The organism is Ruegeria sp. C11 (assembly GCF_056537725.1).
The window spans coordinates 17,462-40,426 of record NZ_JBQFSB010000004.1 but is presented as its reverse complement, the minus strand read 5'-3'; the positions used below and the strand labels follow the sequence as shown (position 1 = coordinate 40,426).

The 22,965-nt window shown below is 57.7% G+C and carries 23 protein-coding genes; 12 read left to right on the top strand and 11 right to left on the bottom strand.

Annotation, left to right across the window (positions count from 1 at the left end):
• Positions 1–18: 18 nt before the first annotated feature.
• The 11 genes from ACR0NA_RS08890 to ACR0NA_RS08840 all read right to left on the bottom strand — a co-directional run bounded on the left by ACR0NA_RS08890 (position 19) and on the right by ACR0NA_RS08840 (position 10,501).
• Positions 19–741 carry an ABC transporter ATP-binding protein gene (locus tag ACR0NA_RS08890; RefSeq protein WP_480728128.1) on the bottom strand — a complete coding sequence of 241 codons (723 nt, stop codon included), beginning with the start codon at positions 739–741 and terminating at the stop codon, positions 19–21.
• Complete coding sequence (locus ACR0NA_RS08885; protein ID WP_480728125.1) at positions 734–1,498, bottom strand: ABC transporter ATP-binding protein; 765 nt, start codon at positions 1,496–1,498, stop codon at positions 734–736. Before ACR0NA_RS08885 ends, ACR0NA_RS08890 begins: the two co-directional genes overlap by 8 nt.
• A gap of 72 nt (positions 1,499–1,570) precedes the next feature.
• Positions 1,571–2,746, bottom strand: coding sequence for a substrate-binding domain-containing protein (locus ACR0NA_RS08880; RefSeq protein ID WP_480728123.1), 1,176 nt, complete (start codon positions 2,744–2,746; stop codon positions 1,571–1,573).
• Between the two features lie 108 nt (positions 2,747–2,854).
• On the bottom strand, positions 2,855–3,625 hold the full coding sequence (locus ACR0NA_RS08875) for an HpcH/HpaI aldolase family protein (protein ID WP_480728121.1): 771 nt from the start codon (positions 3,623–3,625) through the stop codon (positions 2,855–2,857).
• A 12-nt stretch (positions 3,626–3,637) separates the two neighbouring features.
• Positions 3,638–4,438, bottom strand: a complete 801-nt coding sequence (hpaH, locus tag ACR0NA_RS08870; RefSeq protein ID WP_480728119.1) for a 2-oxo-hept-4-ene-1,7-dioate hydratase — start codon at positions 4,436–4,438, stop codon at positions 3,638–3,640.
• Positions 4,435–5,289, bottom strand: a complete 855-nt coding sequence (locus ACR0NA_RS08865; protein ID WP_480728117.1) for a fumarylacetoacetate hydrolase family protein — start codon at positions 5,287–5,289, stop codon at positions 4,435–4,437. Before ACR0NA_RS08865 ends, hpaH begins: the two co-directional genes overlap by 4 nt.
• On the bottom strand, positions 5,289–6,701 hold the full coding sequence (locus ACR0NA_RS08860; protein ID WP_480728114.1) for a pyridoxal phosphate-dependent decarboxylase family protein: 1,413 nt from the start codon (positions 6,699–6,701) through the stop codon (positions 5,289–5,291). Before ACR0NA_RS08860 ends, ACR0NA_RS08865 begins: the two co-directional genes overlap by 1 nt.
• 10 nt (positions 6,702–6,711) lie before the next feature.
• Positions 6,712–7,692 (bottom strand): 3,4-dihydroxyphenylacetate 2,3-dioxygenase, encoded by a 981-nt coding sequence (gene hpaD / locus ACR0NA_RS08855; RefSeq protein ID WP_480728111.1) that lies wholly within the window; start codon positions 7,690–7,692, stop codon positions 6,712–6,714.
• A gap of 11 nt (positions 7,693–7,703) precedes the next feature.
• The gene (gene hpaD, locus ACR0NA_RS08850) at positions 7,704–8,558 is read right to left on the bottom strand and encodes a 3,4-dihydroxyphenylacetate 2,3-dioxygenase (RefSeq protein ID WP_480728109.1); all 855 of its coding nucleotides are present in this window, start codon (positions 8,556–8,558) and stop codon (positions 7,704–7,706) included.
• 40 nt (positions 8,559–8,598) lie between these two features.
• Positions 8,599–10,110: a 5-carboxymethyl-2-hydroxymuconate semialdehyde dehydrogenase gene (hpaE, locus tag ACR0NA_RS08845; RefSeq protein WP_480728106.1), complete on the bottom strand. Its 1,512-nt coding sequence runs from the start codon at positions 10,108–10,110 to the stop codon at positions 8,599–8,601.
• A gap of 1 nt (position 10,111) precedes the next feature.
• Complete coding sequence (locus ACR0NA_RS08840) at positions 10,112–10,501, bottom strand: 5-carboxymethyl-2-hydroxymuconate Delta-isomerase (RefSeq protein WP_480728103.1); 390 nt, start codon at positions 10,499–10,501, stop codon at positions 10,112–10,114.
• Positions 10,502–10,603: 102 nt separating this feature from the next.
• On the opposite strand from ACR0NA_RS08840, the gene hpaR reads away from it, so the two are divergent.
• The 12 genes from hpaR (at position 10,604) to boxA (ending at position 22,924) form a co-directional block, all read left to right on the top strand.
• Entirely contained in the window at positions 10,604–11,038 is a 435-nt protein-coding gene (gene hpaR / locus ACR0NA_RS08835; protein ID WP_480728101.1) for a homoprotocatechuate degradation operon regulator HpaR, read from the top strand.
• A 48-nt stretch (positions 11,039–11,086) separates the two neighbouring features.
• The gene (locus ACR0NA_RS08830; RefSeq protein ID WP_480728099.1) at positions 11,087–11,785 is read left to right on the top strand and encodes a fumarylacetoacetate hydrolase family protein; all 699 of its coding nucleotides are present in this window, start codon (positions 11,087–11,089) and stop codon (positions 11,783–11,785) included.
• A gap of 251 nt (positions 11,786–12,036) precedes the next feature.
• Positions 12,037–13,095 carry a TRAP transporter substrate-binding protein gene (locus ACR0NA_RS08825; RefSeq protein ID WP_170653445.1) on the top strand — a complete coding sequence of 353 codons (1,059 nt, stop codon included), beginning with the start codon at positions 12,037–12,039 and terminating at the stop codon, positions 13,093–13,095.
• A 72-nt stretch (positions 13,096–13,167) separates the two neighbouring features.
• A complete protein-coding gene (locus tag ACR0NA_RS08820; RefSeq protein ID WP_480728097.1) occupies positions 13,168–13,752 on the top strand; it encodes a TRAP transporter small permease in 585 nt (194 codons plus the stop codon).
• The gene (locus tag ACR0NA_RS08815; protein WP_170653441.1) at positions 13,749–15,248 is read left to right on the top strand and encodes a TRAP transporter large permease; all 1,500 of its coding nucleotides are present in this window, start codon (positions 13,749–13,751) and stop codon (positions 15,246–15,248) included. The genes ACR0NA_RS08820 and ACR0NA_RS08815 overlap by 4 nt, the downstream gene beginning before the upstream one ends.
• Before the next feature lie 162 nt (positions 15,249–15,410).
• Positions 15,411–16,943 (top strand): benzoate-CoA ligase family protein, encoded by a 1,533-nt coding sequence (locus ACR0NA_RS08810; RefSeq protein ID WP_480728092.1) that lies wholly within the window; start codon positions 15,411–15,413, stop codon positions 16,941–16,943.
• Positions 16,940–17,758: an alpha/beta fold hydrolase gene (locus ACR0NA_RS08805; RefSeq protein ID WP_480728090.1), complete on the top strand. Its 819-nt coding sequence runs from the start codon at positions 16,940–16,942 to the stop codon at positions 17,756–17,758. Before ACR0NA_RS08810 ends, ACR0NA_RS08805 begins: the two co-directional genes overlap by 4 nt.
• Before the next feature lie 3 nt (positions 17,759–17,761).
• The gene (locus tag ACR0NA_RS08800; protein ID WP_480728089.1) at positions 17,762–18,190 is read left to right on the top strand and encodes a DUF309 domain-containing protein; all 429 of its coding nucleotides are present in this window, start codon (positions 17,762–17,764) and stop codon (positions 18,188–18,190) included.
• Between the two features lie 130 nt (positions 18,191–18,320).
• Positions 18,321–19,982 (top strand): 2,3-epoxybenzoyl-CoA dihydrolase, encoded by a 1,662-nt coding sequence (gene boxC, locus ACR0NA_RS08795; RefSeq protein WP_480728087.1) that lies wholly within the window; start codon positions 18,321–18,323, stop codon positions 19,980–19,982.
• A gap of 18 nt (positions 19,983–20,000) precedes the next feature.
• Complete coding sequence (gene boxB / locus ACR0NA_RS08790) at positions 20,001–21,452, top strand: benzoyl-CoA 2,3-epoxidase subunit BoxB (protein WP_480728084.1); 1,452 nt, start codon at positions 20,001–20,003, stop codon at positions 21,450–21,452.
• A 117-nt stretch (positions 21,453–21,569) separates the two neighbouring features.
• On the top strand, positions 21,570–21,746 hold the full coding sequence (locus ACR0NA_RS08785; RefSeq protein WP_480728082.1) for a hypothetical protein: 177 nt from the start codon (positions 21,570–21,572) through the stop codon (positions 21,744–21,746).
• The gene (gene boxA, locus ACR0NA_RS08780) at positions 21,743–22,924 is read left to right on the top strand and encodes a benzoyl-CoA 2,3-epoxidase subunit BoxA (RefSeq protein ID WP_480450971.1); all 1,182 of its coding nucleotides are present in this window, start codon (positions 21,743–21,745) and stop codon (positions 22,922–22,924) included. Before ACR0NA_RS08785 ends, boxA begins: the two co-directional genes overlap by 4 nt.
• Positions 22,925–22,965: the final 41 nt, after the last annotated feature.

Here is a 22,965-nt window from a genome sequence, read left to right as displayed (position 1 = left end):
CACCGTTCCGGTTCACCATCACGTCGCCTCCATGCTCAGGCCCATCAGCCGCTCCTGCAGGTCCGCGTCACCGGCAAGTTCCGCCATCTGGCCGGACCACACCATGCGCCCGTCATCCATGACATTGGCGCTGTCGCCCAGCGCTTTTGCGACCGAGAAGTTCTGCTCGACCAGCAGGATCGAAGCGCCCTGTTCCTTCAGGTCCTTCAGAGCCCTCGCCATGGTCGAGATGATGGCCGGAGCCAGCCCCTTGGTCGGTTCATCAATCAGATACAGGCGGCGTTCCTCAATCATGGCCCGCGCGATGGACAGCATCTGTTTCTGTCCCCCGGACAGAGTCCCGGCCTCGGATTTCCAGAAAGTCCTGAGCGGTGGAAAGGCGGAAAAGACCCAATCCAACCGGTTCGGATCTATGGCACCGGAAACGGCGGCCAGAGTCATGTTTTCCTCAACCGTCAGGTCAGAGAAAATGCCCATGTCTTCAGGCACGAAACCAACGCCTGCCCGTGCGATTGCCGGGGTCGGCATGCGGGTAATATCCTCGCCATCAAGCAAGATACGTCCCTGATGCGCGCGCCAGTGCCCCATGATTGTCCGCAAAGTGGTTGTCTTGCCGACGCCGTTACGCCCCAGCAGCATGGTCACCGCACCACGCGGCACTTCCAGGTCGACACCCTGCAGAATGTGATACTGCGCGATGTTGGTATAGACGCCTTCAAGCCTGAGAATTGGATCAGACATCTTCCAGCTCCCGCCCCATATAGGCTTCTTGCACCACATCCGATGCCATCACCTCGGCAGGTGGCCCGTCAGCTGCCAGAGCGCCATTGTGCAAAACGATGATCCGATCCGCCAGCGTTCGGATCACATCCATCTTGTGCTCGACCAGCAAGATGGTGCGGTCCGTCAACTCTTTCAGTTCCGCGATCAAATCCAGAACGACGGGCGCTTCGTCCACACTCATCCCGGCGGTGGGTTCGTCGAACATGAAAACGCTTGGGTCCAGCGCAATCAGCAGCGCGACCTCGAGTTTCCGCTGATTACCATGGGACAGTTCGGATACGACCTGATCGCGGCTGTCCAGCAGACGCACCCGCTGCAGAATGGCATCGGCAGCATCCGTCAGCTCGGCATGACTGATTGCCATCGACAGCAGATTGAACCCCTGACCGGACCGGGCCTGAACCACAAGCCGAACGTTCTCAAGAACAGTCAGGTTCGGAAACAGATTGGTCAGTTGAAACGCACGGCCAATTCCCGCCTTGGTCCGGCGCGATACCGACTGACCCGAAATATCATTCCCACGCAGAAAAACCCGGCCGGCCGAGGCGGGGGTTTGACCCGATATCAGGTTGAAATAGGTCGTCTTGCCTGCGCCATTTGGGCCAACGATAGCCGTCAGCTCTCCGGCATCAAACGAACAGGTCACCGTGTCCACCGCGACATGACCGCCGAAACGAACTGTCAGGTCCTCGGTTGCAAGAATAGGGGAGGGCATAGCTGTGGGCGTCTCTTTTCAAAGGACCGGCCCGAAACCCCGCAGGTTCCGGACCGGACAAGGTCACAGGGATTACTGGTTGCGAACAGGGATCGGAAGATCGTCGATCGTCAACTCACGGACAAGCTCGGGGATGGCCCACTCGACATTGTCATCCACCTTGATCTTGAAGTGGTACATGGATTGCATCGCCTGATGGTCTTCGGGGCGGAACTTCATCTTGCCCTTGGGCGTTTCCCACTCCATGCCTTCCATGGCAGTGATCAGCTCCTCGGTATCGGCACCCCCTGCCTTCTTGATCGCTTCGACCACGGCAATGCCCGCCGCCATGCCACCGGCAGTGAAGAAGTCGGGCGGTGTGCCGAAGCGCGCTTCGTGTTCTTTCACCAGCCAATCGTTCACCGGATTATCCGGAATGTCGTAGTAATAATAGGTCGCGCCCTGCATGCCCGGAAAATCCTTGTAGCCTTTCATGGCCGCCAGAATGTTCCCGCCCGTCGCGATCTCGATACCAAAACGACTGGGGTCCATCGCGTTGATCTTGCCCATCGGGTTACCGCCACCGGCCCAGATGATGAACAGGCGCTTTTCGCCGTCCAGATCCTTCATCGCGTTGAAAATCCGTTCCGCTGCGGCCGTAAAGTCCGTGGTGTCCGTTGGCACATATTCTTCGTGCACAATACCCGACCCGGCCCCTTCCAGCGCCTCCTTGAAGGCAGAGATACCGTCGCGACCAAAGGCATAGTCCTGCGCCAGCGTCGCGATATGGACACCTTCACCCGCCAAGGCAATCGCGTTGGCAACCGCATCCTGCGAGGAGTTGCGGCCCGTACGGAATACATAGCGATTCCAGTTTTCGCCGGTAATGGAATCCGCCACTGCAGGTTCCACGATCAGCAGTTTTTCGTATTCTTCGGCGACCGGCAGCATCGCCAGTGCAACGCCGGAACTGACCGGGCCTACCGCCAGATCAACTTCGTCATCGCCATAGGCTTCTTCCAGCAATGCCTTGCCGTTCTCAGGCTTGAGCTGTGTGTCCTTTTCGATCACGACGATTTTCTCGCCATTGACTTCCATGGTGCCGCCGGTGGCATATTCCAGCCCCAGCATCAGCCCGTCATGGGATTGTTTGGCATAAGCCTCGAATGGACCTGTCTTGCCATAGACATGGGCGATCTTGATGTCGGCCGTTGCGGCTGTTGCCAGCGCGAATGCGGACACCATCCCTGCGCACAGAATGCGTTTCACGTTACTCCTCCCCGGTGGTGCGCCACGGTTTCGGCGCTGAAATATCTGAATGAGATAAAGCTAACGGCGAGGGGGGGTTTGGGTCAATTATGCGGAAATACGTATTCCCTATTTGGCCTGCCAATGCGCTGACAAAGATCGCGCATTTTTGGCCAGAACCATCACGTCGATCCCAACCGCCAGAAACTGCGCACCCATATCCAGATAGGCCTGCGTCGCCTCTTCTGTCGTGCCCAGAATGCCCGGTGCTTTGCCGGCAGCCTTGATGCGGGATATTGCATCGGCAACCACTGCGCGCACCTCAGGCGCGGCGCTGTTTCCCTGAAATCCCATATCCGTTGACAGATCCGCAGGGCCGATGAAAACGCCATCGACACCATCCACCTGCAAGATCTCGTTCAGGGCCTCAATGCCGGCGCGATTTTCCACCTGTACCAGCAGGCAGACCTGTTGATCTGCTGTCTGAATGTACTCGCCCGCCGTTCCGAACATGGTTGCACGTGCGGCGGTTGCGCCTACCCCGCGTACCCCGTGTGGCGGGTACCGGCACGCCCGTACCAGTTCGCGCGTTTGTTCCGCGCTTTCCACGATCGGCACCAGTACCGTCTGTGCACCAGCATCCAGAACCATCTTGATCATCCAAGTTTCGCCAACAGGCACACGCACAACCGGATGCGAGGGGCTGTTCGCGAGAGCCATCAACTGATCGCGGATCGACCGGATGTCGTTTGGCGCGTGCTCTCCGTCGATCACCAGCCAGTCGAAACCGGTTGTTCCCATGATCTCAGCCACGCTTGCCTCGGCAAAGCTCATCCAGCAACCAATCTGCCTTTCACCCTTTATCAGAGCCTGTTTGAATCTGTTTACCGGAGCTGGCATTGCATAATCCCTTCAGGCAAAATTGATATGAACCGAGCCGAATGGCCCGAAAGCGGCGTGGAACACAGATCCGGCCGGGGCTTCGATCGGGCGGATGAACGAGCCCGACAAAACGATATCCCCGGCTTCGATGGCAAGTCCATACCCGGCCATGCGCCGGGCCAGCCACAGAACCGAGGTAGCAGGATCGTTCAGAACCCCGGCGCCAAGGCCTGTTTCCTCGACCGTCCCGTTTCGCGTCACCAACGCACCGACCCAACGCAGATCATGGGCGTCGACACGGTGGCGTTCGAGCCCCAGAACAACCCCTGCATTTGCGGCGTTGTCGCTGATCGTATCCGTCACGACCCGCGCCTGTCCCGATTCGGGATCGGCGCGCAGGATGCGCGTGTCGAGGATTTCCAGCGACGGACAAACATAGTCCGTTGCGATCAGCACATCGTCGCGCGAGCAATCCGCTCCGGCAAGTGGTGCTTTCATGACAAACGCAATCTCGGCCTCGATACGAGGCTGGATGAACCGCCCGGCAGGAACAGTGCCGCCGGTATCGAAAGCCATATCATCCAGCAAAACGCCGCTGTCCGGCGTGTCGATGCCCAGCGCGTCCTGCATGGCACGGCTGGTCAGGCCGATTTTCCAGCCGATGCGCCGTCGTCCCGTTGCCAGCTTTCGGTCAACCAGACGCTTCTGTACGGCATACGCGTCGTCCAGCGTCATGCCCGGGTAGCGCAGGCTCAACAGGCCGCATTGTTTCCCGCTCACCTCAGCCTCAAACAAGGTCTCGGCGGCCTCCTTATGCTGATCCGGTGTCATTCGTCTGCCACCGTGTTAACCAGCTTGCCGATGCCTTCGGCCTCAACCTCGATGACGTCTCCGGGTTTCAGAAAGCGGGGTGGTTCAAAGCGGGCGCCCGCGCCTGTGGGGGTGCCGGTTATGATGATGTCACCGGGCACCAGTGTCGTGAAGGTCGAGATATATTCGATCTGGCGCCGGATCGGGAACAGCATCCGGCTGGTCCGGTCGTCCTGGCGCAACTCGCCATTCACCTTCGTGGTCAGACGAATATCGTCCAGCTGCGCAGATGCTGAAAAAGGCACTAACCAAGGACCAATTGCCCCGGAACTGTCCCAGTTCTTGCCTTGCGTGACATTGAATTTCGCATGCCGCACCCAGTCACGCAGCGTGCCTTCGTTGCACAGTGACACCGCCGCGATATGCTCATACGCCTTGTCCTGCGAAATGCGCCGACCGCCCTTGCCGATGATCACGGCAATCTCGCCCTCATAGTCCAGCTGTGGCGTTTCCGGCGGGCGGATCAATGGCCGCTCTGCCCCGGTGAACGATCTGGGGAACCGGATGAACAGCGACATGTTCGGCGGCGCTTCCTTGCCATCCTTGTATTCCGCATTGCGGTCCGGGAAATTTACGCCAACGCAGATGATTTTTTCCGGCGCGGGGATCGGAGTTTCATAGGTGAAGCTGCCGTTGGGATGGGTGACGTCCCTACCCTTGGCGGCCATCGCCAGATCGTGCAGCCCGTCAGCCCCGATCACCTCGCGCAGAGTCGGCCAGTCCGGGAATTCCGGCGACAGCGCGATCATGCCGCCTTCAGTCGCGACACCATAGAATGTCTGACCATTTGAACTGAATGTAGCAAACCGCATCACGCAAGCCCTCGTGCAATTTCAGTGATGACGTCATAGGCCATCATCACATCCTTTTCCGTCGTCTCGAACTGACCGGCCTGAAACCGGATCGCCAGATCACCATCCACGCGAGTCTGCGTCAGATAGATGCGCCCATCGTCATTGATGGCGTTCACCAGACGCAGGTTCAAATCATCCAGATCGGCATTCGGATCCGGCACGAACCGGAAGGTCCAGAGCGACCACATCGGCTGAGTCACAATTTGAAAATCCGGTTCTGCAGCCAGCTTGTCATGCAAAGCCTGTGACCATTTCACATGATTACGTACCCGCTCGCGCAACCCCTCCAACCCGTAGGCGCGGATCAGAAACCACAGCTTAAGCGCGCGGAACCGTCGGCCCAGCGGCACCGACCATTCGGAATAATTGATGATGCCGTCCTTGCCATGGGTTTTGAGGAATTCGGGACTGATGGCAAGCGTTTGGGTCAGATCCTCGGGCGAACGGACAAAATGAACCGAGCCATCGAATTGGCCGCCGATCCACTTATATGGGTTAAAAACAATGGAATCAGCCCGTTCGACACCGGCCCAGAAAGCACGAAACTCGGGGCAGATCATCGCGTTTCCGGCCCATGCGGCATCAACATGAAGATAAAGACCTTCTTCACGCGCGACGTCCGCGACATCCGAGATGTTGTCAGTTGCGCCAACACCCGTCCCACCGACACAGGCAACAATTCCTGCAGGGGTTAACCCCGCTTCACGATCAGCCCGAATGGCTTCCCGCAGTTTTTCAACCTGCATGCCGCGATTTGGACCTTCTACGGGAATGCGAACAAGGTTGTCTTCACCGATACCCGCGATCCAGATTGCCCGGTCGATCGAGGTATGAACTTCGCCAGAGGCATAGACCCGAACCGGTGACTGACCTGCAAGACCTTTTGTATTGCCTTGCCAGTTCAGCGCCCGCTCGCGCATGGTCAGAACGGCGGCAAGGGTCGCCCCGCTTGCGCTGTCCTGAATGACACCATGAAACCCGTCCGGCAAACCCAAACCCTGACGCAACCAGTCCAGCACGCGGGTTTCCATTTCTGTGGCCGCCGGAGATGTCTGCCACAACATGCACTGTGGCGAAACGGTGGCGATCAGGTAGTCGGCCAGAACAGACGGCGGCGTCGCGTTGCTCGGGAAGTAGGCAAAGAACCGGGGGTGCTGCCAATGGGTAATCCCCGGCATCACGATGTCTTCGAAATCCTTGAAGATTTCCTCCATCGCCTCGGACGCCTCTGGCGGGCTGACCGGTAGCGCATTCAGAATATCTCCGGGCTCGGTACGCGCCCGCACCGGTTTTTCACCGACGGTCAGGTGATAGTCCTGCGACCAGTCGGCTACCTTTTTGCCCCAACTAGCAAATTCGTTCCATTTCATTCCTGACCCCTTACGGCGCGATGATGGGTTGCGCGTTCAGTGCGCTCTGAACCGTTTTGGCCCCTTCGAAAGTCGAGCCCTCTTCGAACCAGCTGCGCGGTGCGGGGGCGCCCCACAATGTCTGACGCTGCGGATCGGTCAGCGACCATTTGATCGGCTCAAGATCGGGATCGACGGTTTGATAGTCCGAGCAGTAGATTTCGATCCGATGCCCGTCAGGATCACGCACATACAGGAAAAATGCGTTGGAAATGCCATGGCGACCCGGTCCTCGTTCGATATTGTCCACGTAGCCAGTGGTGGACATCAGATCGAGAAGGTCAATGATGTTCAGCGGGTTCGGTACCCAGAACGCGGTGTGGTGCAGACGCGGGCCAAGTCCGTTGGTAAAGGCCACATCATGTACCCCACCCTTGCGGTGCATCCAGGCGGCCCAGACCTTACCGCTTTCGTCGTCTTCGGTGAACTCGGTAACGCGGAATCCCATGTGATTGTAGAACGCGACCGAGGCATCCACATCTGCCGAGAACATGTTGAAATGATCGATCCGCAGTGGTTTTACCCCGTTATAGAGCCTGTATTTCTGATGAATCGGCTCAAGTCGATCCATTTTGACGTAAAACTCCAGCGGAATGCCCCACGGATCACGGGTGCGCAGTGTGCGGCCCATATGCGGGCGCTCGACCCAGTCCACAGGCAGACCACGAGCCGAAAAGAACTCTGCCGCCTTGTCCAGATCGGGCTCGTCAAACAGCTTGAAACCAAGCACTCCGACCTCGGCCAGATCAGCCTGTACCAGAACGATGCAATGATGCCCGCGTTCCTCCATGGCTCGCAGATAGATGTGGGTATCATCTTCGTGCGTGACCTGAAGGCCTAGAGTGTCCACGTAAAACGCGCGCGACGCGGCCAGATCGGTGACGCGGTATTCCACGTGGCTCAACCGGACGATGTTGAACGGCGGATAGAGGTTTGGTGCAGGTACAGGCATGTTTGTCCTCCTTACTGAACCGGAAAGATCACGTTGGTCTGTCCGGTACCGGAACTGGGGAAATATTCGGTAATGACTTCGCAGGGCGCGGTGTAACTGTCCCAGCCCAACGCACCGTAAAGCATCGCGGTGTCGTGCATTGACCCCTCTCCACAGCAAAATTCGGCATATTCTCCGAGCATCTTTAGGAATGTCGCGTGATCACCCTTTTGCCACATATCCAGAACGTGCAGATCGACCTGACGATTGAATTCCGAGCTGATGGTGAAGGTGCCATTATTGGCGGCATAGTCCTTGTTGGCCCAGATTTTGTGGCTGAGCGAACCTGATGCGACCAGCAGAACCTTATTGTCGCTCTCTTCGATCGCGGCCCGGATCGCCTCGCCAACGATACGGCTTTCGTCGTGACCGTGAACGGTGCACCAGGCAGCGACGGAAACCACCTTGAAATCCCCCTCGCGGCTCATGAAGCGCATCGGAACCAGCGTACCGTATTCCAGCTCCAGCGAGTCGAGCTGATGCGACAAGGTATAGACGCCCATGTCGCTGGCTTTTTCCGCAATCGCATCGCCCAGTGCCGCATTGCCTTCGTATTCGTAAGGCAGGTTCTGGATGAATTGCGGGAATTCATTTGAAGTGAACAGCCCCTTGAACCGATGGTTTGCGTTGATGTGATAGCCCGCGTTGATCACCCAGTGGGTATCGCAGATCACAATCGTATCCGCGCCCAGCGCCTTGGCGCGTCGTGCGATTTCCCGGTGCCCGTCGATTGCCGGTTTCCGAGCACCTTCCAGACGTCCGGGCTGTTCCGACATCAACATGGTCGGAACGTGCGTGCATTTTGCTGCCAGAACGATTTCGCCCATTTTCTCCTCCTTAAAACAGGATGCGCGTTTCTATGCGGGTTCAGGCGCCAAGGCGCGGAATGGCGTGCTGGCCGGTGGCAAAACCGACATGTTTTTGCTCCATGTAGAACTCAAACGACCAGTCCCCGCCGTCGCGGCCGATGCCGCTGGCTTTGACACCGCCAAACGGGGTCGGCAGATGGCGGACGTTTTCGCTGTTGACCCAGATCATCCCCGCCTCAAGAGCGTTGGTAAAGCGCAGCGCACGAGTCAGATCGTTGGTCCAAACATATCCCGTCAGGCCATATTGAGTGTCATTTGCTAGTGTTAGAGCCTGATTTTCGTCCGTGAACCGGATCGCCGTCAGGACCGGACCAAAAATTTCTTCCTGCGCAATCGTCATGTCATTGGTCGCATCGGTAAACAGCGTCGGGCGCACGAACCAACCCTTGTCACCAACCCTTTCACCACCTGCCGCAATGGTCGCGCCATCTTTCCTTGCGATATCGAAATAGGACGTGACCTTGCTAAAGTGCTCCTGATGGATCAGTGGGCCGATCTCGGTCGCCAGATCCAGCGGATGGCCAACGCGGATATTGTTCACACGCTCCGTCAGTTTGGCCAGAAACTCATCCGCCACACTGTCCTGAATGAGCAACCGGGAAGACGAGGTGCAGCGTTCGCCATTCAGCGAGTAGATCATGAATATCGCCGCATCCAGCGCACGGTCCAGATCGGCATCGTCAAACACGATGACCGGGTTCTTGCCGCCAAGCTCGAAATGCACCCGTTTAAGCGTTTCGGCCCCCTGTCTCATGATCATTGAACCGGTTTTGCTTTCGCCGACAAAAGCGATGGCCTTGATATCGGGATGTTCGGTCAGGCGCTTGCCTGCATCCTCACCAAATCCGTTTACAAGGTTCCAGACCCCGGCGGGAAGGCCGGCCTCATGCGCGATTTCGGCCAGTATTCTGGCCGTCAGCGGCGAAAACTCTGCCGGTTTGTGCACCACCGTACATCCTGCCGCCAGAGCAGGCGCAATTTTCCAGGTGCTGAGCATAAACGGCGTGTTCCATGGTGTAATGACACCCACCGGTCCGATCGGAACCCGCGTCGTGACATTCATCAATGTCGCGGACTGCAAGTTCTGCCCGTCCCGGGCCGCCGGGGCGCGATCGGCGAAGAACCGGAAATTTTCAGCCCCACGCAGGGCGGCCTTGGACATGAACCGCAGGGCCTGACCTGTATCCCAGCACTCGCAGAATGCGATCTCTTCTGCACGCTCGACAATCAGATCGGCGATACGATGCAAAATCTTCTTGCGTTCAAGCGCTGGCATGTCGCGCCACGCGGGAAAGGCCGCCTTGGCCGCAGCCGCAGCCGCGTCAATATCTTCGGCCCCACTCCGCGCCACAGGACAGATCAGGCTTTCGTCCACCGGAGAATGTGTTTCGAACGTCTCGCCGGACAACGCTGGAACCGTTTCACCGCCGATCAGGTTCAGGATTCCATCGCCGCGAAAGCGGTCGAGATGCTTTTCCAGTTTCGTGATATTTGCTTGCAGGTCAGTCATCTCAATCAACCTTTTTCAGATGGTCCCGGATCGTGCCGGTTTTTGGGGACAGGTCCGGATCGATGTCCCGCATCTCGAGGGACAGGGCGACCGGGAATTGTTGCAGTACCGGTTCAAGGAAGGTCTGTGCCGCGTCAAAGATCTTCTGCGTTGCCGCCTTGCGCGTTTGCAAATCACGTCCGCCGCGCAACCGGACAGAAATGTCGATATAGCCGTGCCAAGGATTACCGTCGGCAATGGACACATGATCGGCGCGGATGGCCCTGACTCTGACACCAGCTATGGGCAATACGCCCGTTGCAATCGCTGCTTCGCGCAGCGCGTTGCAAAACCCGGCCATATCAACCCGGTCTTCCATATTGGCTGAATAGTCCACGGTGATATGCGGCATATGCCTCCTCCTTTTGTTAACATGTGAAGTATTTTTCTGATTCTGTCAAGCGCGCTGGCAATCACCGGTTGCGGCGCGGCGGGAATTCGGCAAGGATTCCGCATGACCAATGACTTGCCACTGACATCCAGATCCCTGCCAATAGCGTTGTTGCGTGCACGGGAAAGCGTGATGGGCCCGATCCGAACGATGCTTGCAGATGTGGGTATCACCGAACAGCAGTGGCGCGTCTTGCGCGTTCTGCAGGAAGAAGGGGCGCAGGATCCCACAAGGATCGCCGACCGGGCCTGCCTGCTGCTGCCCAGCCTGACGCGGATACTGCAAAAGCTGGAAGAAAAGGCTCTGATTCAGCGTAAATCGGACCCGAACGACCGTCGCAGACAAATCGTCGAGATCACCGAATCCGGAGATCAGATCATTCAGGTCAATTTGACGACAAGCATTCAGGCGTCCGAGCGTATTCGCGCACATCTGGGCCCGAAAGGCTATGAAACATTGCTGGACCTGCTGAATGAGCTGAACGAGATGGACAGCTGATCCGCCGCGAATGGGACAAGACCGGGCAAGTCACGAGGAACGGCAGATATGAACAACGCTCTCTTTTCCCTCCCCCAAACACCCCAAATTCCGGTAAACGGAGAAACCGGGACATATCCAGTGGGGCGAATTTTCTGCGTCGGACGGAACTATGCGGCCCACGCAGCCGAGATGGGAAACGAGGTCGATCGCGAGGCGCCTTTCTATTTTACCAAATCCGCACCGAATGCGATCTTGTCGGGTGCGGTGATTCCTTATCCGCCCGGAACCGACAACTACCATCACGAGATGGAACTGGCGCTGGCCATCGGTGAACCTGTCTTTCGCGTCAGCAGGGAAAATGCGTGGGACGCGGTGTATGCCTATGGCTGCGCACTGGACATGACCCGGCGGGATTTGCAGATCAGTGAGCGCAACAAGAAACGCCCGTGGGATCTGGGCAAGGATGTCGAAAGCGCCGCCGTTTTTGCGCCCCTGACCAAAGCGAGCGATTGGCAACCCTCTGACGGCAGACGCATCCACCTTGAAGTGAATGGCACAACCAGACAGGACGCGCATCTTTCCGAGATGATCTGGAAGATCGACGAAATCATCAGCCATCTTTCAGGATTCTATCACTTACGACCGGGCGACCTGATCATGACCGGCACTCCGGCAGGGGTTGGTCCGGTTGTAGCGGGCGATGTGATCACTGGCGGAATCGACGGCCTTGATCCCATCGGGCTGACGCTGACTGAGGCCGAATAGTTACCCTCCCCAACCGCCTCGAACGGCATTTGTTCGAACAGAAACAAAGACGAAGCTTGCCTGTTGGCCCGTTTCAGTTGCAGTCTTGGAACCAAGAGGGAGACGTCACGCAACTGCTATCCGGCTTTGACGCCAATCCGGGAAATCGGACTGCGCCGCTAAGGTCGGAAAAAAAATGATGGCAATATTTTGCATATTTTCCAAAAATTTGCATTATATCGCCAGGCAAGAGGGGTCAAAGGGAGGATCAAATGACCAATCGGAGAACGCTTCTGAGCATGATCGGAGGGGCCGCCGTTGCCGCGCTGGCCACCGGTTTCAGCGCAGGAACAGCCATGGCACAGGAGGTCACGCTGAAACTGCACCAGTTTTTGCCAGCGCAGGCCAACGTGCCGAAACTGGTACTGGATGTCTGGGCAGACAACGTGGAAAAGGACTCGGACGGCCGCATCAAGGTTGAACGGTACCCGTCCATGCAGCTGGGCGGAAAACCCCCGGAACTGATGGACCAAGCGATCGACGGCGTGGCGGATGTTGTCTGGACCGTCGTTGGATACACGCCAGGTCGATTCCCCAGTACCGAAGTATTCGAACTGCCCTTCATGATGACGAATGCCCGGGCGGTTTCCCACGCGTACTGGGAAATGTTCGAAAAACACATGAAGGATGACGAATTCAAGGACGTCCACATTCTCGGGACCTGGGTGCATGGTCCCGGCATGATCCATACTGCAGACCCGGTCGAAAGCCCGGATGATCTGCAGGGGATGAAGATTCGCGGCGGCTCGCGCTCTGTCAACTCGCTGCTGACCAAGCTGGGGGCGACGCCGGTCGGCATGCCCGTACCCGCCGTTCCCGAGGGCCTGTCGAAAGGGGTTATCGACGGCACCACGATTCCATGGGAAGTCACAACCGCCCTCAAGGTGCCGGAACTGGTTGAAAACCACACCGAATTCGATGGCCGTGCGCTGTATACCCTGACCTTCGTGCTGGCAATGAACAAGGACAAGTACGACAGCCTGCCGGACGATCTGAAGAAGGTGGTCGACGACAATTCGGGGCTGGAGTTTTCGGTGTTCGCCGGAGGAACGCAGGCAGATGCGGACGGTCCGGCACGCGTTGTGGCCGAGGATCTGGGCAACAACATCATCACCATCGACGAGGCCAGCGTCGCAGAATGGCGCGAACTGGCCCAGCCGATCTATGATGAGTGGATCGCCGACATGGATTCAAAGGGCAAAGACGGTCAGGCCCTGCTGGAAGAGGCGCAGATGCTGATCGAAAAGTACACGCCGGAATATTCGAACTGATCCGGTAACTGACCGCAGGCCGCAGCGCAAAGGTGCTGCGGCCGCACCTTCCGAAGAACAGGCCAAGAGTTTATGCACAAAGTAATGATGGGGCTGGCCAGAACATTGGCCATCATTGGCGGGATTGTCCTGAGCGCGCTTATCCTGCTGACCTGCATATCCATCTCGGGCCGCTTGCTGAACGGGTTCTTTCACGGAGAGTTCATGCAATCCCTTGCCCCGGGCTTTGCCGACTGGGCAATCCGCATCGGCATCGGGCCTGTGAACGGTGATTTTGAACTGGTCGAGGCCGGAGTGGCCTTTGCAATTTTCTGTTTCCTGCCACTGTGCCAGATCACTGCCGGTCACGCGTCGGTCGACATTCTGGCCAACACCTTTTCCAAGGGCGTCAACCGGTTCCTTCGGATGGTGACCGAGATTGTCTTTGCGGGTGTTCTGATCCTGATCACGTGGAAGCTGGGAGACGGCATGGTCAGCAAGAAAGCCTATGGCGAGACGACCTTTTTGCTGCAGTTCCCGATCTGGTGGGCCTATGCGCTCAGCTTTACGGCCTCGTTGGCGGCGGCGATTGTAGGCGTCTACATGGCCTGCGTTCGTACCTATGAATTTGCAACGGGCCGCATCCTGATCTGGGACGGCGTGGAGGCATCCCATTGACCGCCCTCGAGATCGGTATTGCGTCCTTTCCCGCATTGATGGCGCTGATTTTCCTGCGCGTTCCCATTGGACTGGCCATGTTCCTTGTGGGTCTTGTCGGACTTGTGTTGGTCACCGATGGTACGCAGGTTGCCTTTGCCCGCCTCAAGAACGAAACCTACACGACCTTTTCCAGCTATTCGCTGACCATCGTGCCGATGTTCCTGCTGATGGGACAGTTTGCAACGCTTGGCGGGATGTCGAATGCCCTGTTCAAAGCCGCCGAGGGCTGGCTGGGTCACAGGCGCGGCGGCGTCGCCATGGCCTCAATCGGGGCTTGCGCAGGATTTGGGGCCATTTGTGGGTCCTCTTTGGCCACGGCGGCCACGATGGGGCGTGTCGCGCTACCGGAACTGCGTCAATACGGCTATGCCGGTGGGTTTTCCACGGCAACCCTGGCTGCGGGTGGCACGCTGGGTATCCTCATTCCGCCCTCGGTTGTGCTCGTGATCTATGCGATCCTCACCGAACAGAATATTGCCAAGCTGTTCCTTGCCGCGTTCATCCCCGGAATTCTGGCCGCCATCGGCTACGTTATCGCGATATCAGTCTATGTGCGCCTTTATCCCGAAAGCGCCGGCACCCGTCCGCCGGTGCCTTATTCCGAGCGGTTTGCGGCCCTGCTGAACGTCTGGCCGGTGCTGGTCGTCTTCGGGCTGGTTGTGGGCGGTATCTATCTAGGGTGGTTCACCCCCACCGAAGGGGCGGCTGTTGGTGCATTCGGCACCGCTGTCATCGCCTTTTTCAACGGCGGCCTGACACGCGAAACGCTGACAGACAGCTTTCTTGTCACTGCACGTTCGACAGCGATGATCTTTTTCATCATCCTAGGTGCGGCCTTCTATAACGGTTTTCTGGCCCTCACGCAGGTGCCGCAGGAACTGTCGAACTATGTGGTTAGCCAAGGCTTTTCTCCTTGGATGGTACTGGCACTGATCCTGTGTTTCTATCTTGTGTTCGGGTGTCTTATGGACAGCCTGTCCATGATCCTTCTGACAGTTCCGATTTTCTTTCCGGTCATATCGGCAATGGATTTCAACCTGATCTCGCTGCCCGCCATGCAGGCAGATGCCGCGATGGAGGTGCTGCGTTCTGGTACCCCCGAAGGTATGGGCGCCGGGATGCTTGCATCGATTCAGGAGGCCATCGCAACCGGTACGGAACTGACCCGCGACCAGATGAAGGAACTGGGCATCCGCGTCACACGTGGCATGGCGAACCGGATCGAAGCTGAACATGTCGCCATCTGGTTTGGTATTCTGGTTCTGATCGTGGTCGAGGTCGGGTTGATCACACCTCCGGTCGGCATGAACCTGTTCATCATCAACGCCATGGATCGCACCACGCGCATGGTGGACACCTACAAGGCCGTTCTGTTCTTTGTCGCGTCAGATATCATTCGGGTCATCATCCTTGTCGCATTTCCGGCCATCACCTTGTTTTTGTTGCCAGGATAGCCGATAGGTGCATTAAGATGCACAAAAACCCTTTTGTGATCGGCACTATCTTGCATAAATGCGTTTGGAATGCATTATTGCGCGCCAGGGGAGGGGCGCGCGCGGGCTGGAGAGGAGGGCCACCCGCGCGTAGCACCTCCACCCAAACCGGGAGAGATGACCATGAACGGCAATGCGGCTCTGTACTTCGTGGATCGGCACGTGGACGAAGGCGGGTCGCACAAGACGGCTTTTCGGGAAATCGCAGGGCATAAGCGCACCATGTCTTATGGTGAACTGTCCGATACGTCGGGCCAGGTCGCCGGAGCGCTGACCCGGGCAGGCATCGCCAGGGAATCGCGGGCCGCGATGCTGGTTCTGGATCAGATCGAATTCCCGCAGATATTCTGGGGCTGCCTGAAGGCAGGCGTTGTGCCGGTCCCGCTGAACACACTGCTGGCCCCGCCCGTCTACGAAACCATCTTGCACGACAGTCGCGCGACCTGCCTGTTTGTCTCTCAAGAGCTTTGGCCGGTCATCGGTTCAGTTGCGCTGACCTCGCCATACCTGGAACGTATTGTGGTGATTGGCTCGGCTCCGGACGGGACCATAAGTTTCGATGCATTCATGGCAAATGCCATGCCGGTAAAGGCGGTTGACGCATCAGATGACGACACCGCGTTCTGGCTCTACTCCTCGGGTTCGACGGGTCAACCAAAAGGCGTTCGCCATGTCCACGCCAGCCTAAGGGCAACGGCAGATACCTATGGGGCGCAAGTTCTGCAGATCAAACCGGATGATATTCTGTTTTCTGCGGCCAAGCTGTTCTTTGCATATGGTCTGGGCAATGCCATGACCTTTCCGATGTCCGTGGGGGCCGAAACCCTGCTTTTCAATGGCCGCCCTACACCAGAAGGCATGATCGAGATCATCGCAGCCGAACAGCCCACGGTATTTTGCGGTGTTCCTACACTCTACGCCGGGATGGTTGCACAACTTGAAGCCGGGGACGTGCCGGATGTCACACTGCGCCGCTGCATTTCTGCGGGTGAAGCCCTGCCCGAAGAAATCGGCCGCAGCTGGGCACGGTTGTTGAACACAGACATACTGGATGGCGTGGGATCAACCGAAATGCTGCACATCTTTTTGTCCAACGCACCGGATGACGTAGCCTATGGCACATCGGGGCGTCCGGTTCCGGGGTACGAAACCCGCCTTGTCGACGAAACCGGCAGCGACGTGGGCGTTGGCGAATTGGGTGAATTGCTGGTGCGGGGCGCATCTGCCGCAGACGGATACTGGAACAAGCGCAACAAAAGCCGCACGACATTCGAAGGCGAATGGACCAGAACCGGCGACAAGTACGAAATGACCGAAGACGGGCGGTATGTCTATTGCGGGCGAACCGACGACATGTTCAAAACATCGGGTATCTGGGTGTCACCGTTCGAGGTCGAGCAGGCACTGGTGGCACACCCCGCGGTGTTGGAAGCAGCCGTTGTTGCGGCAAAGGATGGAAACGGATTGGAAAAGCCCAAAGCGTTCATTGTCCTGAAAGACGGCGAAGGCGGTGACCTTGCCGGCGAACTGCAGGATTTTGTGAAAGACAAGGTCGGCAAGTGGAAGTACCCAAGGTGGATCGAATTTGTCGAAGATCTGCCCAAAACCGCGACAGGCAAGATTCAGCGTTTCAAATTGCGGGATGACGTTTCATGATCGAATGGACCCGGTCCCCGGCAAAGCCCTTGAATGTCGGGGGTATTCGACTGGAATACGCGTGCTATGGCCCTGCGCCGTCGGACGCCCCAACGATCGTGTTGTTGCACGAGGGTCTGGGCAGCGTGGCCCTGTGGCGAGATTTTCCGCAGGAACTTGCGGACAAAACCGGGCTGGGCGTTCTGGCCTATTCCCGCCAGGGATATGGTCAATCCGATCCGGCAGACCTGCCGCGCCCCATGGATTTCATGACTCGTGAAGCAATCGACGTGCTGCCGCATGTTCTGGATCAATCGGGTGTGAAACACTGCATCCTGTTCGGGCATTCCGATGGGGCCACCATTGCCGCGATCTATGCCGGAAGTGTCGAGGACCACCGTGTGCGCGGGCTGATCCTAGAGGCGCCGCATTTCTTTACCGAAGAAATCGGAATGGCTGAAATTGCCAGGGCGCGAGGCTCTTATGAAAATTCTGGTCTGAAAAGCAGGCTGGCAAAATACCACGATGATCCAGATGGCGCGTTTTTTGGATGGAGCGACGCCTGGCTGAATCCGGCGTTCCGGACGTGGAACGTTGCCGAGGTGATCGACTATATTCGCGTGCCCATTCTGGCCATTCAGGGGCGCAACGACCAATACGGGACGCTGGACCAGATCGCCGAGATCGAAACGCGCGCTTATTGCCCTGTCGATACCGCCATATTGGAGTGCCGACATGAACCGCATGTCGAGGCGCGCGCGGCGACGCTGGAGGCTGTTGCGGAATATTGCACCCGGTTGCAGCGGATTGAAACGGCCAACGTCACCCCGGCCTGAACCGTGCGCCTTGTTTTTCCCGATCATGCATATGTCCCGGGTCAGACCGCGCGGCATCCGGACGGGCTTTTTTCCGCGCTTGTACACTCGGTCAGGCCCGAAATGTCCGTGGCTCAGATCAGGGCATCAGACGCCTGGCAGGGTGGGTGGGTCTTGTTTGATCACGGCTTCTTTTGGGAAGCGCATGAGGTCTGGGAACCCGTTTGGATGTGTCTGCCGCGGCACTCGGATGAGCGCACCATGGTGCAGGCCTGCATCCAGCTTGCGAACGCGAATCTCAAGAAGATCATGGGACGTCCCAATGCCGTCCTGCGGCTTTGCGGGATGGTGGAGCGGCAGATCCAGGACTTCAGCAACTCTGCCCCTGTATTCGGAGTTGACGTTTCAGAGCTGAAGCGACGCGTTCAGCACCTGCATTCACACCCGAATTAAGCAAGATATTGCAGAAAACCGCGAGCATGCCGTAATAATTTGCGTCATAAATGCATTATTTTGCCAATAACGCCTTGCCGCTGGAGTATCTGCAAACTACACTTCCCGGATGTCACATGAGGTACCCGTCATGCCCCAGCGCATCGACTTTCAGACTGATCCCTCGAAGTACCGCCATTGGCGCGTCGAATACGATGGCGATATTGCCAATCTGTTCATGGACGTGGACGAGAAAGGCGGGCTGCGCCCCGGGTATGATCTGAAGCTGAATTCATATGATCTGGGCGTGGATATCGAACTGTCCGATATCGTGCAGCGGATGCGGTTTGAACACCCCGAGGTCAGGGTTGTCGTGATGCAATCCGGAAAGGATCGCGTGTTCTGCGCGGGTGCCAATATACGGATGCTGGGCGGCGCCAGCCACGCGCACAAGGTGAATTTCTGCAAATTCACCAATGAAACGCGAAACACTTATGAGGCCGCAGAAGAAGATTCGGGGCAGAAATACGTTGCGGCCATCAAGGGTTCCTGCGCTGGTGGCGGGTATGAACTGGCGCTGGCGTGCAATCACATCATGCTGACCAATGACAGTTCATCCTCGGTGGCCCTGCCAGAGGTACCGTTGCTGGCGGTATTGCCAGGAACCGGCGGGCTGACCCGTGTGACGGACAAACGCAAGGTCAGGCGTGATCTGGCGGATGTGTTCTGTTCCCTCGAAGAAGGGGTGCGCGGTCAGCGGGCCGTAGACTGGAAACTTGTCGACGAAATCGCCCCGAATTCCAGATTTGATGAAGTTGTGCAGGAGCGCGCCCGTGAATTCGCAAGTGCTGCGAACAAGCCAAACAACCTAAAAGGTGTTGTGTTAGAGCCGCTTACCAGAACTTTTGGCGATGATGGGTCAATCACCTATTCCAGCGTCGAGGTAGCACTGGACCAAACTGCCGGCACTGCAACGATAATGATCAGGGGTCCGGAACAGGATGCGCCGTCCAATACCGATGAGCTGTGGAAGCAGGGCGCAGAAACCTGGAGCCTCAGGACCGCACGAGAGCTTGATGACGCCATTTTGCATCTGCGCCTGAACGAGCGGAAGGTTGGCCTGATCGTCTTTCAGACCCAGGGCGACCCCGCACAAGTTCTGGCGCACGAAAAGTTCCTGCTCGACAATCACGACAACTGGCTGGCCAGCGAAATTCTGCACTACTGGAAACGCGTGCTGAAGCGGGTCGACATGACCTCCCGCAGTCTTGTGGCGTTGGTGGAGCACGGGTCATGTTACGCCGGGATGCTGGCTGAACTGCTGTGGGCCGTGGACCGGTCTTACATGATGTTGGACGAGTTCGAGGGCGACAATCGACCGCTGGCGGCGATCACTCTGAGCGAGGGCAATTTCGGCACCTACCCCATGGGCAACGATCTGACCCGGTTGGCCACGCGGTTTTGGGGTGATCCCGACAGCGCAGAGGCGCTGAAGGAACACATGGCCGAGGCTCTGGATGCCGAAGCCGCAGAAAAGCTGGGGCTGGTGACCTATGCCTTTGACGATATCGACTGGGAAGACGAGGTGCGCATCTTTCTGGAGGAACGCGCCAGCTTTTCCCCGGACGCAATGACGGGGATGGAGGCGAACCTGCGTTTTGCGGGACCAGAAACGATGGAAACACGGATATTCGGTCGGCTGACGGCCTGGCAGAACTGGATTTTCCAGCGCCCCAACGCTGTTGGGCCGGATGGTGCGTTGCAACGCTATGGCAGCGGATTGCGCGGTGAATATGACATGGAACGTGTGTAAGGCCGGCGGAGGAGAGATATGCTCGACCTGATCAACGTAAGTTACGACACCCAGATACCTAATAATGTGGGTCTAAGTCAGGATAAAAAGGTGCTGAAGGCGCTGGAGAAGTGGCACCCCGGTTATATCAACTGGTGGAACGATCTGATCCCGCAGAACTTTCAGGACTCGCTAGTGTACCTGCGCACCGCCGTCAGTGTGGACCCCAAAGGCTGGGCCAAGTTCGACTATGTGAAAATGCCGGAATACCGCTGGGGCGTTTTGCTGGCTCCACAGGTTGAGGAACGGATAATTCCCTGTGGCGAACACAAGGGGGAGCCCGCGTGGCAGGAGGTTCCGGGCGAGTACCGCAACATGCTAAAGCGCCTGATCGTCATTCAGGGTGATACGGAACCTGCCTCGGTCGAACAACAGCGCCTGCTGGCTCTGACCGCGCCCTCGCTTTACGACATGCGCAATCTGTTTCAGGTGAACGTCGAAGAGGGGCGGCACCTCTGGGCGATGGTCTACCTGTTGCACAAGTATTTCGGTCGCGATGGCCGGGAAGAAGCAGATGATCTGCTGCGTCGCCAGTCGGGCTCGGAAGAAGCGCCCCGGATGCTGGGTGCCTTCAACGAGGAAACGCCGGATTGGCTATCCTTTTTCATGTTCACCTATTTCACCGACCGGGACGGCAAGATGCAGCTGGAATCGCTGGCGCAGTCCGGTTTTGACCCGCTCAGCCGGACCTGCCGCTTCATGCTGACCGAAGAGGCGCACCACATGTTCGTGGGTGAAACCGGTGTTGGCCGTACGATTCAGCGCACCTGCGAAGTCATGAAGGAAAACGGGATCGACGACCCTTATGACGTCGGCCGAATTCGCGATCTTGGCGTCATTGACCTTCCGACGATCCAGAAAAAGCTGAATCTGCACTATACCCTGTCTCTGGACCTGTTCGGGCAGGAGGTGTCGACCAACGCCGCCAATGCGTTCAACGCGGGGATCAAGGGCCGGTACATGGAAAGCCGCCTGAAGGATGACCACAAATTGCAGAACGACACATACACGGTCTGGGATCTTGAGGACGGAAAAGCCGTGGCAAAACAGGTCCCTGCCCTGACCGCGATCAACATGCGCTTGCGGGATGACTATACCAAGGACGCCGCCGGTGGCGTCGGCCGCTGGAACAAGATTATCGAAAAACTGGGTGTCGAGTTTGAACTGGCGCTTCCGCACGAGGCGTTCAACCGCAAGATCGGCGTCTTTGCGGATCACAGGTTCAACCCGGAAGGCAAACTTGTCAGCGCTGAAGAATACGAACGTGGCCTGCAGGACTGGCTGCCGTCCGGCGCTGACGGCGATTTCATCCAGTCCCTGATGAAGCCCTGTTACGAGCCCGGCGAATATGCCAGCTGGATTGCCCCGCCCAAGGTGGGCATCGACAACAAGCCAGGCGATTTCGAATACGTCAAACTGCACATGGCCTAGCGCCCGAATCCAGGCCGGATGCCGCAAATGGAAACAATTTGTGACGAAAACAGCATTGACGGACTCATCATTTGTCCTGTTCGCTGAAACCGGCTTGTTCACAAGGGGAGACCCGCAATGCAGATCAACCGCTCCAAGGCCGAGACGCCGCAGCTCAAATCCCTCGCCGGTCAGATATCCGCGCTGCAGGGACCCTGTGTCGGGTGTTCCGACTGCGTCGGTCTGTGCGAAGCACTGATCGAAACGTTGGTTTTGCCTGACGTGATCCTGTCCAAAAACCGCGAGAGTTCATGAACCAACCGCTCAAGCAGCACCTGATCGACCCTGAAATCTGCATTCGTTGCTACACATGCGAGATGACCTGCCCCGAGGAGGCCATCGAACACGACGACATGAACGTCGTCGTGGACGCGTCCAAATGCAATGGCTGTATGGATTGCATCCCCGTCTGTCCCACAGGCTCGATCGACAACTGGCGTGTGGTCGCCACACCGTATTCGCTGGAAGATCAGTATGACTGGATGGAACTGCCTGAGCAGCAAGAGGTTTCGGGTGAAAGCGAGATAGAAGCGCTGGACGAGGCGATCGAGGCCTTGCTGGAAGAGGCTCACAAAGGCGCCGGCGGCAAGGCCCGGGCGCCGGCAACGGCTTCGAAACCTTCAATCAGCATGTATGGGCTGGCCAAACCGGCGCTGGCAAAAGTCACCGGCAATTTCCGACTTACCGCAGAGGACAGCGACAGCGATGTCCGGCACATCATTCTGGATTTCGGGTCACTGCCCTTTCCGGTGCTCGAGGGACAAAGCATCGGGATTATCCCGCCGGGCACCGACGAAAACGGCAATGCCCACCTGCCCCGGCTTTACTCGGTTTCCAGCCCCCGCGACGGAGAGCGACCGAATTTCAACAACCTCTCGCTGACGGTCAAGCGCGAGGAACTGGGGGTTTGCTCCAACTACGTCTGTGATCTCCGGCCCGGCGATTCTGTTCAGGTCACCGGTCCCTTTGGGGCAACCTTCCTGCTGCCATCAGACCCTAATGCGCAGCTTTTGATGATCTGCACCGGTACCGGCTCGGCCCCGTTTCGCGCCTTTACCATGCGACGCCAACGCGAAAACCCTTCGCTGAACGGTTCTTTGACCCTGGTGTTCGGAGCGCGCCGTCCGCAGGAACTGCCGTATTTCGGACCGCTCAAAAAAGTACCCGACGCATTTCTGACCAAGCATTTTGCGTATTCGCGTCAGGACGGACAGCCAAAACACTATGTTCAGGACAAGCTGCGTGAACAGGCCGACAGGGTTGGGAAACTGTTGGCCGATCCGAATTTCTACATCTACGTCTGTGGCCTGAAAGCCATGGAGCAGGGCGTTGAAGAAGCCCTGGGTGATATTGCGCGTGGGGTAGGTTTGGATTGGGGCGACCTGCGCAATACCATGCGCGAAAGCGGTCGCTATCACGTCGAAACCTATTGAGATTGCAGGACCGTTCGGCAATTGGGATTGCCCCTCCGGTC